Here is a 17,119-nt window from a genome sequence, read left to right as displayed (position 1 = left end):
GCAATCACTCAAGGATAGAAAGAAAACTTCACTGTCATGTCGTCGAACGGATTTCACTCCCAGAACTCGCGCGTGCACAACATGCGCTCGCTGTTCAGCATGTTCTCGAGCGACCTTGCGATTGATCTAGGCACGGCCAACACCTTGGTCTATGCCAAAGGGAAAGGCATCGTCGTTAATGAGCCGTCGATCGTCGCGATCAATAAGAACAGCGGCGAAGTTGAGGCCGTCGGTAAGGAGGCCAAAGAGATGCTGGGCCGCACGCCCGGCAACATCGTGGCTATCAAGCCGATGAAGGACGGCGTCATTGCTGACTTCAAAGTCACCGAGAAGATGTTGAACTACTTCATTCAGAAGGCACACAACCGCAAGATGATGGTGCATCCGCGCATCGTTATTGGTGTACCTTCGGAAATCACGCAGGTTGAAAAACGTGCCGTTATGGACTCGGCTTATCGCGCGAAAGCCAGCGAGGTCCACCTCGTGGAGCAGGCGATGGTGGCCGCGATCGGCGCTGGCCTTCCCATCACGGAACCGAGCGGCAACATGGTCGTCGATATCGGCGGCGGTACCACCGACATCGCGGTGATCTCGCTTTCCGGCATCGTCTATTCGCGCTCGGTGCGCATGGCGGGTAATCAGATGGACGAAGCCATTATGAATTACCTGAAGCGGAAATATAACCTGCTGATCGGCGAGCGCACGGCTGAACAGATCAAGATAGAAATCGGCTCCGCGTTCCCACTGGATAAGCCGCTGACCATGGAGATCAAAGGGCGGAACCTGATCGAGGGTGTTCCCAAAACGGCAACCGTGGACGACAGCGAAATTCGCGAAGCGCTCAGCGAGTGCGTTTCGACCATCATGAACGCGATCCGCGTCGCTCTGGAGCGTACGCCTCCTGAACTCAGCGCCGACATCAGTGATCGCGGCATCGTGCTCACCGGCGGCGGGGCTCTGCTCAAGAATTTGGATAAGCGCATCCGAGAGGAAACCGGCCTGCCGGTTTCGATTGCTGACGATCCGCTGGCCAGCGTGGTGCTCGGCACTGGGAAGATGCTCAGCGACTTCAAGCTGCTGCGCAAGATTTCGATCGAATAGCGTTCGTACAACGTCTGTTCACCACGGAGACACGGAGGCGCAGAGAAAGGCATTAAGGTGATTGGGCAATCGGGTGATTCGGACGATCTGCTTCCCTTCGGGGCTCGACATCCGATCACCCGATTTGCTTTTCTCCGTGACTCTGTGTCTCCGTGGTTAACTAGGAAGTAATGGAAAATTTCTTCACAAGATACCGGAACGTAACCGTTCTGCTCGGGCTGTTGATGGCGCAGGTCATCGTGCTTGCTTCCCAAGTGCGTCGTCCGGTAGCAGGCGCGGGGGAATCGATGTCTCTCGTCCGCTTATGGATTGTGGAGATATTTGTCCCTGCTGAAAAGGCATTTAATTCGATCGGTGACGGCGTCAGCAGCATTTGGCATAACTACGTCGACCTCCGCCACGTCCGAGCGCAGAATCACGACCTGCAGGAGCAAGTTGATCGCTTACGGCTGGAACAAGTGAGCCTTGCCGAAGACGCTGGTCAGGCCCGCCGCCTGCAAGCCCTGCTCGCCTTTAAGGAGAAATTCATTTCGCAAACTGTAGCCGCGCAGGTCATCGGCACGAGCGGAAGTGAGCATTCGCATCTGCTTTATATCGATAAAGGTTCAGGCGACGGGATCAAGCCGGACATGGCGGTAATTACGCCGAAAGGAATCGTAGGCAAAATCGCCAAGGTTTTTCCCGGTACGTCGCAGGTGCTTGAGATCAACGACGCGACTGCCGGAGCGGGTGTGATGCTGGAGCGCACGCGTCTGCGCGGAGTTCTGCACGGAACCCCGTCTGGAATTCCGGAAATCCTTCACGTCATGGTCGACGAAAAGATTGAGCCCGGCGACCCGGTGGTCTCATCGGGCGGCGATCAGATATATCCTCGCGGATTGCCCATGGGCGTAGTTTCCACAACTTCGCCCGATCCTGAAGGCGGACCGTTCATGATCGTCAAAGTCAAACCTTCCGCCGATCTCGAGAGAGTGGAAGAAGTGCTGGTGATCACGAAGGTGATCGATAAGTCTCCCGAGGCTCCAGAAGGGCCGAGAGCTCTGCGAGCGGCCGATATTCTCGCTCAGCGGTTGCCGACCGTCGCTCCCAGGGCGCCCGCAAAAGGTGAGGAGCCTCCGCCGACGAGCGTGCTGTATGCCAGGAAGCCGGCCAGTACGGCTGCGAGTGTAGGAGCGCCTAAACCGTCAACTTCCCAAGCGGCAAATTCTTCTGTCACATCCATGCAGGCACCGAAGCGGAAGCCTGCGGTTAGTCCGGTCGAAAGTGACAACCGGACAACCAAACCGGCTCAAGGAGAAAGCGCGACGCAACCTGCACCTCAGCAAACGACGACCGAGCAAACCACGCCTCAGCGAACGGTGCCTCAGCAACCTGCGCCTCAGCAAACGACGCCTGCAACCGATCAGCCGACGCTGGAGACGCCGCGATAGTGACAACGATTACTTACACTTCGCGCGAAGAGATCGAGGTCCATAAATTTAGTGCCCTCGCGACGGTCGGGATTCCTCTGCTCGCGATTTTTTTCCAGGTGTACGTGTCGTCGCGCCTCGGTTTCCTGAAGCTATTCGACATTCCTCTTCTCGTAACTATTTTCTTTGCGGTATCGCGTCGCAACCAACTCGCCGGAATGCTTACCGGCTGCGCGATTGGGCTTACGCAGGATGCGCTAACGCACCTGCCCATAGGCATTTACGGCATTGCCAAGACCATTATCGGGTACGCTGCATCGTCAATCGGTGTAAAGGTCGATGTCGACAATCCAGGTTCGCGCTTCCTGATGGTGTTCTTCTTTACATTCCTGCACGACGCCCTCTATTTCATTGTCAGGCGGCAGTTGCTGGCGATTCCGTCGGACTGGCGAACCCTGCACGAAGCCGGCGCAGCACTCGCCAATGGTCTATTGGCCGTCATTCTTTTCGCGCTGATGGACCGAACGAAGAAGCGGTAGCGATGTAATGCATTACCGCTCAGGCGCTCGCCCTAGCTCTTCCGTAACGTACTAGGTACGGATATCCCCAAGGTTCTCGCTGTTAGAAGCAGTGTAGTTGGATAAAATACGAGCACGGCCCCGCTGTGCGGTTCCTTCCCAAATTGAAGCTGATTTGATGTACGACCACGAAGACAAGATACCGTCAGTCAAGCTGGCCTCCATCCAGTACGTAATCCTGCTGATCATCGGTATTCTCGTGGTCCGCCTTTGGAATCTTCAGGTACGCGGCAGCGAGAAGTATTCGAGCTTAGCCGAACAGAACCGGATTCGTAAGGTTCCCATTCTGGCACCGCGCGGCAAGATCTATGACCGCGAAGGCCGCATCCTGGTTGATAACTACCCGTCAGTTTCCGCGCTGCTGATTCGCGAGCAGCTACCGAAAGATTCTGAAACGGACCTCAAGAAGATTGCCTCCGGTCTCCACATGACAGTCGAGGAGATTCACGAGCAGATGCGCCGTCTGGCCGGAAGCCCCAGCGCCCCGTTTCTTCTCAAGGAGGACATCACCCCTGACGAGCAGGCTTTTGTCGAGGCACATCGCGACGAGCTTCCTGAATTGGAAACAATCATGGTGCACCGTCGCCTGTATCCGAAGAACGGGTTCCTGGCGCACCTGATCGGATATGTCGGCGAAGTGAGCGAGCAGGACTTGAACTCGCCGCAATATGAGACCTACCAACCGGGAGCAATCGTCGGCAAAAGTGGAGTCGAGCAGTTCTACAACGAAATCCTGATGGGAAAGGATGGATCGCGGCGGTCGCTGGTCAACAGTCACGGTAAAGAAGTCGGACGGCTCAGCACCGAGCCGGCAGTTCCGGGACAAAATCTGAAGCTAACTATCGATCTCGACATTCAGATGGCTGCCGAGCAGGCTCTCGAAGGTTACAACGGCGCGATCGTCGCGATGGATCCTCATACCGGAGAAATCCTGGCGATGGTAAGTCGTCCAGCATTTGATCCGAACGCATTTTCGGTGCGCATTACCAACAAAGAATGGAATGCCCTGATCTCTGATCCCGAAAAACCACTTCTGAATAAGGCCATTCAATCGCAACTCGCTCCCGGATCCGTCTTCAAGATCATTATGTCGGTAGCCGGTGCGCAAGAAGGCATCGCGCAGAACATGAAGGTCCATTGCAGCGGCAGCGCCGTTTTCTATGGACACCGTTTTGGCTGCTGGGTTCCAAGCGGTCACGGCGAAGTAGATTTCTCGAAGGCGATTTATCAATCTTGCGACGTGTTCTTCTACACACTGGCTGAAAAGCTCGGCATTGACAAAATCGCGAAGTACGCGACCGAATTAGGCATTGGTCAAAAAACGGGCATCGATTTACCCCAGGAAGTCAGCGGCGTAATGCCTTCTGAAGAATGGAAGGCAAGGGTGTTTAAACAAAAATGGTTCGCAGGGGAAACGATCTCAGTTGGTATCGGTCAAGGTGCGATCGCGACGAATCCCGTGCAGCTCGCGCGTGCGATTGGAGCGATCACCAGCGATGGACGCTTGGTGCATCCACATGTTGCATTTCCTGACGAACTCCCAACTCAATATGTGGAAGTAGCCAAGCGCGACCGCGATATCACAAAAGTGCCCTTAGATCCTCAAGCTTGGGTAACGATCACGGACGCGATGGCGCGGGTCGTGGATGTAGGAGGTTCGGCACCCAGTGCTCACCTTCCGGGAATTGATTTCGCAGGAAAGACCGGCAGCGCTCAAGTCGTTAGCCTAAGTCATCGGAAGATGCTCGGTGAACATCTTGATCTGTACAAACAAAATGGCTGGTTTGTTGGGGTTACTCCTCGCCGCAATCCCGACATTGTCGTTGCCATACTTTTCAAAGGTGGCGAACACGGTAGATTGGCAGCTCGCCTCGTCGCTCCCGTCATAAAGGCATTTGTCGACAAGCAACGTCGCGTCCGCAATGACGTGAACTATGCGGCGGTTGATAAAGATGGTCGCCCGATTGAGCTTTCAGGACTCTGGGGCGAAGGCCATACCCAAGATGGTAACTCCGACGAATTGCAGGCCGGTAGTCTGGAGATCCCTGCGCATGCTCCAGCAGCCAAGCCAGTCGACCCTGCTACTTTGCTCGTAGTGCCGCCACCCGCAATCCCGGCCAAGGTTCACTAATGCGTCGCTTCATTTCTTTTCGCGATTTTGACTGGATACTTCTGGCGTTCATCCTGATTATCTGCGCCGTGGGCACTTTCGAAATCTATAGTGCTACACGGCAGACGAAATTTGTCGGATTCCAAACCAAGCAGGTTTACTGGATCATCGGCGGACTGATCCTGATGTTCTTCGCCAGCATGGTGAACTATCAGGCTCTGCTGGAGAACGTGCACTGGTTTTACATTGCATCGATTCTTTCATTATTGGCGGTCGCCGCGGTTGGAACTCGCGTGCTGGGCGCAAAGCGCTGGATCAAGCTGCCCGGAGGTCAGCATTTTCAGCCATCGGAATGGATCAAGCTTGTCCTGATATTGACGCTGGCCAAGTACTTCTCCGACTTAGCTGGACGCGATGTTGGTTTGCGCGACATCGTGAAGGCATTTTTGATCGTTGGCGTGCCGATGGCACTGGTGCTGAAGCAGCCCGACCTGGGAACTTCGCTGACCTATATTCCGGTTCTTATCTGCGCTTTGTTTTTAGGGGGTATTAAGTTCAAGCACGCGATTAGCATCTTGCTGCTGGGGACGCTGATGATTTATCCCGTCTGGCGATGGGGTTTGAAGCCATACCAGAAAGCCCGCTTGACCAGCTTCAGCGAGCCGGAAGCGGATCCGCGCGGTTCCGGATATCAGATTCAGCAGTCTCTGATCGCGGTAGGATCCGGCGGACTGACCGGAAAAGGTTCAATGAAGGGTAGCCAGACGCAAGGCGCCTTTATTCCGATCCCGTATACGGACTTCATCTTCGCAGCCTTCGCCGAGGAGCACGGGTTTGTGGGGTGCCTGGTCGTCTTGCTGCTATACTTCATCGTGTTGATGCGTTTGATTCAAAACGCTCAATCTGCTCCAGACCGTGCCGGAACTTTGATTATCATGGGAGTTGTAGCGGTCCTGGTGTTTCATATTCTCGTCAACGTAGGCATGGTCGTAGGCTATATGCCTGTGACCGGAATCCCGTTGCCGTTGATGAGTTATGGCGGATCGTCGGTTCTGTTTACGTTCCTTGCTCTGGGCATTGTGAATAACATCCGCATGCGCAGGTTCGTGAACTAGACCGAGGTTTACAGCCGGAGCCCTGGCAGGCCGGCACACAAGTTTTTGTTTTACCCGGATCGCATCGGCGATCTGGTGTTAGCGTCCCGATGGACGCCAACGAATTTACGTTTAGCCCTCCACGAAGATGAGGGCACCGGCAATCGAGACGAGCCGGAGAGGACTTAAGAGTTTACGTCTGCAAGAGGACAGGGTAACGGCCCGTCCGGTTTATCCATCTATCGCCTCCGCGATATGTGTTCAGATTCCGGCACAGCGGCCACAAGTTCTCATCTGCAGCCAAGGCCGCGAGCATGATCGCGATAGGTTCAAGATTTCGAAGCAGTAGTCCATCCAACACCACTTCGGATTCCCGCCTACCCGTTCGTTCCCAAGAAGATCCCAATGCTGCGCTGCACTCCGGTCCCTTCCGTAAAGGGGTTCTGACCTCCTAAGCATCTCGCTTGCCGCATTACTGGAGCAAGCATGGCCAAAGAGCTATTCATTTCTACGACTCCGCACGAAACCAAAGTCGCGGTAGTCGATGACGAACAACTTTCTGAAATTTACTTTGAGCGTGAGAACGAATACACGCTCGCAGGTTCCATCTATAAAGGCCGCGTCACCCGAGTGCTGCCCGGAATGCAGTCGGCATTCGTCGATATTGGACTGGAGCGCGACGCGTTCTTGTACGTAACCGACTTCCTCGAAGAGCAGGAAGATCAGGAAGACTTCGAGCAGGTAGCCGATCGCGGCGAGCCGCAGCAACGGAGTTCGCAGCCTGCATCCGCAGCAGTGCAGGAGCAGAAACCTGCAGGTGCCGAGAACGGTTCAACCCAGGATCAGCAATCTTCCGATCAGTTTGAGCGCGGCCCGCGCCGGTGGCGTGGACGCCGTGGACGGCGGCGTGGACGCGGGGGATTCCAGGAGCAAGGCGGCCAACAAAGCGGGCCGGAAACCACCGAGAGCTTCGAAGGGGAAGAGAGCGCAGAAGGTGGAGAACAGGAAAAAGTAATTCTGCCCGGCGAATCGCTTTCCAAGTACCGTCACGCCGAAGTGGAAGCCGAACCGGCAAACGAACTGGCGACTGCACCGGAGGCTCATTCTTCCGAGCCTATTCGCCCGTCAGAGCACGTAATCTCGGAATCGCATATTCCCGAGCCGGCTCCCGGTGCATCCATTTCGGTCCTGCCCGGCGAGTCGATCTCCAAGTACCGGGGCGGGGACAGCGGACAATCGAGCGCCGAACCTCAACCCGAGAGGCAGCCGTCTCGCTTCGAGCGCTTTCGCAAGAGATTCGAATCGCGCTGGGAAAAGCCAAACCGTCGTGAGGAGAATCAGAGCCAGAAAAAAGAAGAGAGCGCTCCTGCCGGTCCGCCAGTCTTCGCTCTTCCCGGCGAATCGCTCGCGAAATATCGAGGGCGCGAGAGTTCCACTTTGGAGCCGGAGAGCGCTCAGCAGCACGCCCAGCTGAGCGAGTCTGCAAGGGAGCCTCAACCTTCGCAGGCGGAAACCCTTACTCAGCATGAAACTCCAGAGGTGCGCACGGAGCATCATGCCACCGCTGCAAACGTTCACTACACCGAGCCAGAACGCGCTGACTCGGATGAGCGAGTCGAACATGCGCTGCAGGGCCAAGGATCTCGCTCGGGGGAAGCAGTCTCTACGGGTGAAATACTTAGTCCCGAGATTCAAGAGCGCTCAGAGCAGCCGTCCCATGAGTTCGGTTCGGGCGTTGTCGAAGAAGAATTGATCGACGAAGAAGAAAGCGACGTCCTTCCCATTGGCGAGCACCTGGATGAAGAGGTCTATGAAGAACTCGAAGAGGAAACTCTCGACGCCGACAACGCGCAGCAGCTCGTTGAAGCGGTTCGCGAAGCCCATGTAAATCAGCGCCTCGGATTACAGCAAGGCGAGCCTTCCGATCTGGAAGATCAGCCTTCCGGGGAAGAGGTCGAGAGCTTTGTCTCAGGAAATGGCAATGCCTCGCCTGCGCAGATTGAAGCCGCAGACATGGAAGATACGGCCTATGAAGAGCAGGCGCTCGAAACCTCCACGAGCGAAGAAGAATCTGTTCCCGAATCGGCAGAGGTTGAAGCCGACGAAGGTCGGGCAGAACTTCGCGCACCGGCAAACACAGCGGCATTCCAGCAGCGAACCGAACGCACCGAGCGCGGAGCGCCAGACCGCTTCCGCCGCGGCCGTCGTGGTCGTCCGATGCGCGGACGCCGCAATATCCAGCGCGAATCTCAGCCGACCATCAGCGAGCTTCTTAAAGAAGGCCAGGAGATTCTCGTCCAGATCGCAAAAGAGCCGATGGCCAAGAAGGGCGCGCGCATCACCAGCCACATCGCGCTGCCTGGACGCTTCCTCGTGTACATGCCGACCGTCAATCACGTCGGCGTCTCGCGCAAGATCGGTTCGGACGAAGAACGTCAGCGTCTGAAGCGCATCCTGATCAGCGAAAAAGGAAGCGCACACGGGGGATTCATCGTGCGCACTGCAGCCGCAGGAGCCAGCGAAGAGGATCTGCGCTCCGACCTGCGTTTTCTTATCAATCTCTGGAACGACATCAAGTCGCGTTCGGAAAACAGCAAGGCACCGGCTCTGATCTATCACGATCTGAACTTGGTCGAGCGCATTCTGCGCGATCAGGTCACGAGCAACTTCACCAGCATCTGGGTCGATAACGAGCAGGAGTACGAGCGCATCGTGCGCTTCCTCGGACGCTTCCAGCCTGCGATGGTGCGTCGTGCGAAGCTGTACACCAAAGACACTCCTCTGTTCGAGCAGTTCGGAATTCAGGAGGAGATCAACAACGCGCTTAAATCGAAAGTCTGGCTCAAGAGCGGCGGCTACATCGTCATCAATCAGACCGAAGCGCTGGTCGCGATTGACATCAATACCGGCAAATATGTCGGCAAAACGCAGCGTCTCGAAGACACGATCGTTAAAACCAACATCGATGCGATCAAAGAGATCGTTCGCCAGATTCGCCTCCGCGACCTCGGCGGCATCATCGTGATCGACTTCATTGACATGGACGAGCGCAAGAACCGCCAGAAAGTCATGCAGGCCCTCGAAGACGCGCTCAAGAGTGACCGCGCGCCATCCAAGGTCCTGCAGTTCAACGACTTCGGCCTGGTGGCGATCACGCGCAAGCGCGTGAAGCAGTCGCTAGAACGCACGCTCTCAACAGCGTGCAGCTACTGTACCGGAACGGGAATGATCAAAAGCGTGCAGACAGTCTGCAACGAGATCTACGTCGAGATGCGCAAGATGTCCCGCAACCTGGAGCGCCACGACGTAATGCTGCGCGTAAATCCCGAAGTGGTAAAAGCGCTAAAAGCAAACAGCGCCCGCTGGCTGCAGGAGATGGAAGAACTAACAGGCAAAACCATCATTGTGAAAAGCGATCCCTTGCTGCATCAGGAGCAGTTCGACATTAATTGACTTTTCTCGCGTTCTGGGGAGCCCACGTCTGTCATGTTGAGCGGAGGAGGGCTCCCGCGCGTTTCCGGGGCCCCGCCGAGCGCTGCAGTTGCGCTCGGTGGGGCGGGCGCGGGAAACCGGAGTCGAAACATCTTGTGTTTTTCGCACCTGTCACTGCGCTCCAATCCTCACACTCGTCGTATTGTCCGTCCGATCCACCTCAGGCACGCTCCCATCGTTCACCGTAACGTCCAAAGGCCTGCTACTGACCTCCACCCGCAAAGCAGTCTTGCCATGCGCAGGCACACGGATGCGGCTTGGCACATCGCCGTTCTGTGTGTGAACGATAATCGGAACTTCCGCCGCCGCGCCACCCTGGTTCTCAATGGTCGCTGATACCAGAAAGATGCCCTGCAGACTGGGCCGCGCATATCCATTGCTGATTGTGAACTCGGGCAGTCCGCGATCCTGATAAACCCAATCGTCAAAGAACCATTCCAAATCTTTGTGCGAGTTCTTTTCGAGCAGTTTCTGCATGTACGAAGGCTCTTTGTCTGCGTCAGGATCATATTGTTGTAAGGCATCGAGCACAGCGCGCTGGCCGACGATCTCGCGCAGCATCCACCAGACATACATCGCCTTCGTGCGGTAGAAAACTTCACTCGTCGTATTCACCAAACTGTTGCTCTTCAGAACATCAGAAGCGCCGCTGTCCTCGAGCGTCAACGGCGCGAGGCGCTGCTGCATGTACGAGATGGCGGCACCCCGACCGTCCTGCCGCTCGCGCATGAGCGCCTGTGCGAAGTGCGCCGCGCCCGCATAAATCCAGGCTCTCGGCGACCATAGACTCTGGTGCGCCAGTTGATACGCAAGCGTTACCTCGAGCGACTTCCGGTCAATTGGCTTGAGAGCAGTGAGCAGCATGGTGTCGGCTTCGAAAGTTGAATCTTGTTCTTCCGGAAGTTCGATGAGAGTCGCGGGAATTTTGCCTCGTCCTACGACCATCGAAGGCGTGTCACGAATTATTCGCGCATAATCTTGTGCTTCGTTTTCGTGCTGCGGGAAAAAGCTGATGTTGAATGGAAGTTGGGGAGAGCTCGTCGCGGCCAACTCTTCCAATTTCCCTCCGATCAACACGGGACCTGCGAGACCCAAATGTTTCCAAACCAAATCCGTGTTTGAAACTCCTCCCATAGATTCGTACAGGACTTGCTGGGCGTTTCCGTTCCATTCGCGAGAAGCAGGATTGTTTGTCGTGCCGATCGCGAGATTCATCGCGGAAGTACTGTGCCGCACAGCCCAGGCGCTGGTTTCCTCAAAGACTTTATTGCCGTCGCTCAGCAGCGCTGGTGCCAGCGACACAGGGAACCAGAGAACGTGCCCAACTCCCCGCAGGCACGTGAATGTTGGAGTGATGCGATCGTAGTCGGTCGCGGTGCGCACTTCGAGCGGAACACCGATCTGCGCTAGGCGTGTAGTGTCCAGCGACACGGTACCGCTGTATCCAACTTCGAGGTCGATCGCTGCTCCAGGAACGACCGCAGCGGGGAGATTGACAACAGCTTCCTGGACTTTGCCGCTGTGGTCGAGATCGGAGCGGACCTGCTCAGTAACGAACGGAAGAACAGCTCCGTTTAACCGGACAGAGGCCCAATGCAGCGACGAAGAAATCTGCAATGATGCGCGCTTCTGTGGCCGCTCACTGTCGTTGCGAAGGGTGACCTTCCCCCGTGCAGATAACGATTCAGAGGCAGGCTCGATGCGTAGATTCAAGTTCCAATTCAGGAATGTGAAAGTATTACGATCGAGAGTGTCGGGGGTCGTTTTCTGCTGCGTATCACCGGCAGCCATGAGACACAGCAGCACGGCGCACAGGCGAACAACTTTCACGAACCTAATCCTCTGCGCGCCTTTTCGTGTTTCGCTTCTGTTGAATCCTGAGCCTTAGCTCGACGCTGGCGTGCGACCTCGTACATCACCACCGCCCCCGCAACTGAGACGTTCAAAGAAGGAACCTCGCCTGCCATCGGAATCGAAACCAGGTAATCGCATTTTTTGCGGATCAGATCGTGAAGGCCGTGACCCTCAGCGCCGAGCACAACGGCGCAATCCATGTTGTAGTCGACATCGTCATAGCTCTTTTCTCCGCGCTCATCGAGCCCGACAATCCACACGTTTTTTTCCTTCAGTTCATCGAGCGCCCGCGCCAGGTTCACCACGCGAGCGACCTTCACATGCTCCGAAGCTCCCGCCGAGGTTTTTGCGACAGTTGCATTCACGGCTGCAGATCGGCGTTCCGGAATGACTACCCCGCTCGCTCCGGCTCCGTCTGCAGTTCGGATGAGCGCTCCGAGATTGTGAGGATCCTCGATTCCGTCGAGCACCAAAATGAAAGTTTGGCTGCTGTTGCTTGAGAGCAGCGTGTCCAGTCCGACATATTCCTTCGCAGCAACTACGGCAACTGCGCCCTGATGCGACTTGCTCCGAGCCAGGCGATCGAGTTGGTCCCGAGGAACGAACCGGACCGTAACTCCCTCCTCTCGTGCCAGGTCGATCACCGACTGCAATCGCTGGTCGTGGCGTTCGCGCGCGACCTCCAGATGATCGAGCGAGCGGCTCCGCGCCCGTAATGCCTCTTCCACGGCATGGATTCCAAACACGACGTCCATAGCTCACAAGTTTACAAGTAGCCCCGCAAAGGGTTACGAGCGGACATGGACGACAGGATTCACTAGCTCTGTAGGGAGCCGGCGGGCCCTAAGGAGGTGCTGACTTGCACCGAACCTTCCCCGGATTGCCCGACATTTCCCTTTCGTGCTGCAACTTCTTCTCGAAACCTCGGCCCGGTTCTTGCATAATGGGCAAGCGCCTACCGTCCGGAACATTTCAGGTTCTGATTCAACTCGACGTGGAGTAGCTATGCTCGAAACAGCTCAGGTGGGGAGCGGCAAGACCATCTTCGAAAACGGCAGACAGTGGGAAGGCCGCACTATCGCTGGAAAGTTTCCGTTGCGCCAATATCTCGGCGCGTCCAACCGCAGCGCGGTCTTTGCCACGGAATGGCGGGACGATCTCTCGCGCAAAGCCGTAATCAAGCTGATCGCCGCCGGTCCTCACGCCGATGTGCAAGAGACACGCTTGAAGCTGGCGTCCAAGCTCTCGCATCCGCACCTGCTGCAGATCTTCGAGACCGGAATGTGCGAGGTGGCTGACGAGCAATTCCTGTACGTTGTCACCGAGTTTGCCGACGAAGCACTCTCACAGATCCTGCCGGAGCGGGCTCTCACACCTGCCGAGGCGCGCGAAATGACGAAGCCGCTCCTGGAGGCGCTGTCATATCTTCACGAAAACGGTTTTGCTCACGGACGTCTGCGGCCCTCGAATATTCTCGTGGTCGGCGAGCAATTGAAGCTGTCGACTGACAGCGTCTGCCGTCCCGGCGTGATCGACAGTGTGAGTGAAAACCGGCCTGCCTACGATGCTCCAGAGGCATCGCGCGAAGGCTGCTCGCCCGCCGGTGACGTTTGGTCCCTGGGCGTTGTTCTGTGCGAGTCACTCACGCGACGTCTGCCCGCGTGGACAGACCGGTTGCAGAATGAACCAACATTGCCCGCCGGGATCCCCGAGCCATTCGCTGGAATCGCCAGCCACTCTGTACGACGCGATCCCAAATCGCGCTGGACCGTCTCTCACATACTTTCGAAGTTCCAGCCGACGCCAGTTCCAGCTCCCGCGCGACCGAAGCTGGATAAGCAAAAGATAAAGATCGAGACGCAAAGGCTAAGGGAGAAGTCGGAAATTATCGCGAAGGCTGGCGCTGAGATCATCGTGAAGGCACGCAAGGAGATCAGCAGTCACATCTATGCCGTTGGCTTCCTTGCGGTGATCGCGGTTGCGATTCTCGCCGCGAGCACGCTTCGCCGGCATCCTGCTGCTACTAATGTTTCCTTGGGCGATCAGCCTGTCGGGGCAGCGCTGGAAAAACCCTCACCAAATCCAAGGCACAATTCAGCAGATCGTGCGGCAAGGCAAGCACAGTCATTCGCCTCAGCCGGGCAAATTGTTCGTCAGGTATTGCCAAATGTCACAGCAAGCGCTCTGAAGACGATTCACGGAAAGGTGCGAGTCACGGTGCGTGTTCATACTGACCGTGCAGGAAACGTCGCTAAGGCCGAATTCGTGTCCGCAGGGCCTAGCCGATATTTCGCCAACCACGCTCTTGAGGCAGCACAAGACTGGAAATTCGCCAGCCCCAACGCTCATGTCTGGGTTCTCCAGTTTGTATTTCAGAGGAGCGGAACCTCGGTGAATCCGCGCCCAATGAATTCGTAAGCTGTGGCTTGCCCCAAGGTTCTTGATGGACTACCGCCCGCAGCTGCGTTAGCCGGAGGGCGGCATAGAGATTCTGCGGTCATAGGCAACTGAAACTCAGTGCCGCCCCCTTCGGGTTCGACCAAATACATTGCTGACCCGCCGGCTCACGCACGTGGGCTAATACATTCGCCCTTCGGGCTAGTGCACTGATTTGCTCTCAGCGCCAAATCATCGATTTTGAGGGCAACACGTCCCAACAGCCAATCACCAAACCAAAGGCAGCCAAGCACACGTAGGGGGCGCCATGCATGAAGAACTCGATAATCACCACGTCTTATGGAAAGGATTCGTTTCCGGCCTGGCAGCCGGACTGGCCGGCACGGCTGCAATGACGCTCTTCCAGACTGGCTGGTCGAAGGCAGAGCAGGAACTCAATCGGAAGAATGGGAGCGAGGAATCAAAAAACTCCGATCAATCGCAGCAAGAGGAACCCTCCACCGTAAAGGTGGCGAATAAAATTTCCGAGGCCACTCTTCACCGTGACTTGGGAAAAAGCGAAAAAGAGCCGGCCAGCTATGCCGTTCACTTTGCCTTCGGCACCCTGATGGGCGGCATCTACGGAATTTCCAGTGAATATCTGAAGATCGCGCGAACAGGATATGGGCTGTTACATGGGCTTGGTCTTTGGGCGGGAGCAGACGCTACGGTCCTGCCCGCAATGGGCCTCTCGCAACCTGTTACGAAGCGATCGCCAACCGAACTCACCTACGAAATCCTGGCTCATGCGGTGTACGGTGTCAGCAGCGAAGCTACGAGGAGATTCGTTCGCGCTCAGCTCGCATAGCAACGCGAACTACTGAGCGGCGACAGTTTCCTCTTGCTGCGACTCTGAATTTAGCCCACGCAAGCGAGCGAGTGCCCAAACCGCATGTTCTGCAATTACTGAATCCTCGCTTAGCGCCAGTCGTTCCAATGCAGGAATATATTCCTGCAATCCGCTGTTTCCCATTGCTACAGCCACATTGCGAAGAAAACCTGAATACTTCGCGCGCGAGATTGGTGAGCCGCGGAAGCGCTTCCGAAATTGTTCGGCAGACATTTGCGACAGCTCCGATAAATCAGGATTGATCAAAGAAGCGTCCGCTTCGAAACCGGCGTTCGTGGCAACCGGAACCTTGCGATTCCACGGACATACATCCTGACAGATGTCGCACCCAAACACGTGCCTGCCAATGTTCCCGCGTACCGATTCGGGAATCGAGCCGCGCTTCTCGATCGTGAAGTATGCGATGCATCGCGATGCATCGAGTTGATGAGGGCCGATCAGCGCGTCGGTCGGGCAGGCATCGATGCAGCGCGTGCAGCGTCCGCAGCGGTCGGGAGCAATGTCGAGTTTCTGATCGGGAACGAACGCCGAGTACGGTATTGATGTGACGATGACGCCGAGAAAAATCCACGAGCCAAGTTCCTGGTTGATGATGCAGGTGTTCTTGCCAATCCAGCCGATGCCCGCGTACTTGGCGTAAACGCGCTCAAGCACCGGACCGGTATCGACGTAAGCGCGGGTAATGATTTCCTCTCCTGCAGCGCGTTGCTCCTCGATCAAAGTAGCTTCGACTTTGCGCAACGAGCCCAACACTGTGTCGTGGTAATCGCGAGGGCTGAGCGCATAACGCGAGATCCAGCCCTGAGTTCGGGCCGCCGGTTCAGTCGATTTCGGTGCGGCCGGGTTGTAGTTCATCGCAACTACGATCACTGACTTCGCCCAAGGCAGCGCCTCCTCGAGCGCACTGCGCTTGTATTTGCCGGACTCGCTGCGCCGCTTCAGGTACTCCATTTCCCCCGCATATCCAGCATCGACCCAATCGGCGAAGCGATCCAGCTCGCGCATCTCTGGATGGCTCGCCGGAGCCAGGCCGACACGCTCGAATCCCGCGGCTGTTGCGGATTGTTGAACGGAGAGCAGAAGAGAGGAAGGCACTACCGATATTTTCGCATCGAAACCGAACCCATATCTTCTGAGCGGGTCATATGGTTGGCTGTTTGCCACTCCGCGAACATAGCCTATGGAGCAAGGCCCTTCGGGCTCACTTCTTGGCAGTGACTAAGAGTCGCGCTTCACATCTGCTTTGTCGGGACTTCGCAATCGCGCTTTTCCGCTCCCACGGCTTAGACCAAATCGAGCATCTGCGCTTTTATTCAGCTCCAGGCTAACCAGCAATTCTGTATCTCGCGCTCGACCTGGGTCGTCTAATCACGTAGTGCTCTCATATAGTTCTCAAGGTAGGAACATAGGCATCGTGCTCTACGAGCCGCAGCGTTCTGGGACCTTTCCCGCGTTGCTGGTGATTCACGGCTCTTCTGGGCCGGTAAGTTCGTTTGTTGGCGACTATGCCCAGCAACTCGCGAATTTTGGCTACATCGTTTTTTTCGTGCACTACTTTGACGCGACCGGAACCAGTCATGCCAGCTACTCTGGAATTCGCACTCATTTCCAGACGTGGCTGACTACGATTGCCGACGCGATCAGCTTTGCCGAGAGGCATCCGAAGGTCGATTCGCAGCGCATCGGACTGCTCGGCGTTTCGTTGGGTGGATTTCTATCGCTGTCGCTTGCCTCGAAGGACTCGCGCATCTGCACAGTTGCTAGCCTGATGGGAGGAATGCCGGACGACTTCATCTCTGGAGCTCGGCAGATGCCGCCAACCCTGCTGCTGCATGGGGAAGCCGATTCCACAGTTCCAGTGAGCGAAGCGCAAAAAGTCGAGGCCCTGCTCAAACGGCTGGGAACGCCACACGAGCTGAAGATCTATCCCGGACAGGGACACAGCTTCCGCGGAATGGCACAAATGGACGCGCTTACTCGAACGCTACGCTTCCTGAATCGCCATTTGAAAAAAGAAAACGCAACCTTCGGACTGAAGGACCTGCTGCTCAGCTTTCGATAAGAGTCTCTGCTGGACGAGGGCTACTTCACCAAGCCTTCAACTCCTTGAGTCTGTCATCCGGAGCCCTGTTTGGGCGAAGGATCTCCCGCTAACGCTTGAAACAAAAATGCATTCACGAGGCTCCTTGGCCCAG

At 56.3% G+C, this 17,119-nt stretch carries 12 protein-coding genes; 9 read left to right on the top strand and 3 right to left on the bottom strand.

Annotation, left to right across the window (positions count from 1 at the left end):
- The first annotated feature begins 36 nt into the window (after nucleotides 1-36).
- From VFU50_06270 to VFU50_06245, 6 genes are all read left to right on the top strand, one after another.
- Nucleotides 37-1,101, top strand: coding sequence for a rod shape-determining protein (locus VFU50_06270; protein HEU5232445.1), 1,065 nt, complete (start codon nucleotides 37-39; stop codon nucleotides 1,099-1,101).
- Nucleotides 1,102-1,271: 170 nt separating this feature from the next.
- Nucleotides 1,272-2,531: a rod shape-determining protein MreC gene (gene mreC / locus VFU50_06265; GenBank protein ID HEU5232444.1), complete on the top strand. Its 1,260-nt coding sequence runs from the start codon at nucleotides 1,272-1,274 to the stop codon at nucleotides 2,529-2,531.
- Complete coding sequence (mreD, locus tag VFU50_06260) at nucleotides 2,531-3,049, top strand: rod shape-determining protein MreD (GenBank protein HEU5232443.1); 519 nt, start codon at nucleotides 2,531-2,533, stop codon at nucleotides 3,047-3,049. The genes mreC and mreD overlap by 1 nt, the downstream gene beginning before the upstream one ends.
- Before the next feature lie 157 nt (nucleotides 3,050-3,206).
- Entirely contained in the window at nucleotides 3,207-5,219 is a 2,013-nt protein-coding gene (gene mrdA / locus VFU50_06255; protein HEU5232442.1) for a penicillin-binding protein 2, read from the top strand.
- Nucleotides 5,219-6,313, top strand: a complete 1,095-nt coding sequence (rodA, locus tag VFU50_06250) for a rod shape-determining protein RodA (protein ID HEU5232441.1) — start codon at nucleotides 5,219-5,221, stop codon at nucleotides 6,311-6,313. The genes mrdA and rodA overlap by 1 nt, the downstream gene beginning before the upstream one ends.
- Nucleotides 6,314-6,778: 465 nt before the next feature.
- Nucleotides 6,779-9,745, top strand: coding sequence for an Rne/Rng family ribonuclease (locus tag VFU50_06245; GenBank protein HEU5232440.1), 2,967 nt, complete (start codon nucleotides 6,779-6,781; stop codon nucleotides 9,743-9,745).
- Nucleotides 9,746-9,895: 150 nt separating this feature from the next.
- Here the strand turns inward: VFU50_06245 and VFU50_06240 are convergent, their stop codons facing one another.
- Nucleotides 9,896-11,614, bottom strand: coding sequence for a hypothetical protein (locus VFU50_06240; GenBank protein HEU5232439.1), 1,719 nt, complete (start codon nucleotides 11,612-11,614; stop codon nucleotides 9,896-9,898).
- Nucleotides 11,611-12,393, bottom strand: a complete 783-nt coding sequence (gene rlmB / locus VFU50_06235; protein ID HEU5232438.1) for a 23S rRNA (guanosine(2251)-2'-O)-methyltransferase RlmB — start codon at nucleotides 12,391-12,393, stop codon at nucleotides 11,611-11,613. Before rlmB ends, VFU50_06240 begins: the two co-directional genes overlap by 4 nt.
- A 250-nt stretch (nucleotides 12,394-12,643) precedes the next feature.
- On the opposite strand from rlmB, the gene VFU50_06230 reads away from it, so the two are divergent.
- Both VFU50_06230 and VFU50_06225 read left to right on the top strand, forming a co-directional pair.
- Nucleotides 12,644-14,056 (top strand): protein kinase, encoded by a 1,413-nt coding sequence (locus tag VFU50_06230; GenBank protein HEU5232437.1) that lies wholly within the window; start codon nucleotides 12,644-12,646, stop codon nucleotides 14,054-14,056.
- A gap of 286 nt (nucleotides 14,057-14,342) precedes the next feature.
- On the top strand, nucleotides 14,343-14,882 hold the full coding sequence (locus VFU50_06225; protein ID HEU5232436.1) for a DUF1440 domain-containing protein: 540 nt from the start codon (nucleotides 14,343-14,345) through the stop codon (nucleotides 14,880-14,882).
- Nucleotides 14,883-14,891: 9 nt separating this feature from the next.
- On the opposite strand, the gene queG is transcribed toward VFU50_06225, so the two are convergent.
- Nucleotides 14,892-16,019, bottom strand: coding sequence for a tRNA epoxyqueuosine(34) reductase QueG (gene queG / locus VFU50_06220; GenBank protein ID HEU5232435.1), 1,128 nt, complete (start codon nucleotides 16,017-16,019; stop codon nucleotides 14,892-14,894).
- Nucleotides 16,020-16,338: 319 nt separating this feature from the next.
- Here queG and VFU50_06215 point away from each other — a divergent pair, with 319 nt between their 5' ends.
- Nucleotides 16,339-16,986 (top strand): dienelactone hydrolase family protein, encoded by a 648-nt coding sequence (locus VFU50_06215; protein HEU5232434.1) that lies wholly within the window; start codon nucleotides 16,339-16,341, stop codon nucleotides 16,984-16,986.
- Nucleotides 16,987-17,119 lie beyond the last annotated feature (133 nt).

This window comes from Terriglobales bacterium (genome assembly GCA_035764005.1).
Taxonomy (GTDB): Bacteria; Acidobacteriota; Terriglobia; order Terriglobales; family Acidobacteriaceae; genus Gp1-AA112.
Note: the sequence above shows the minus strand (reverse complement) of the source record. Positions and strands in the feature narration are given on the sequence as shown.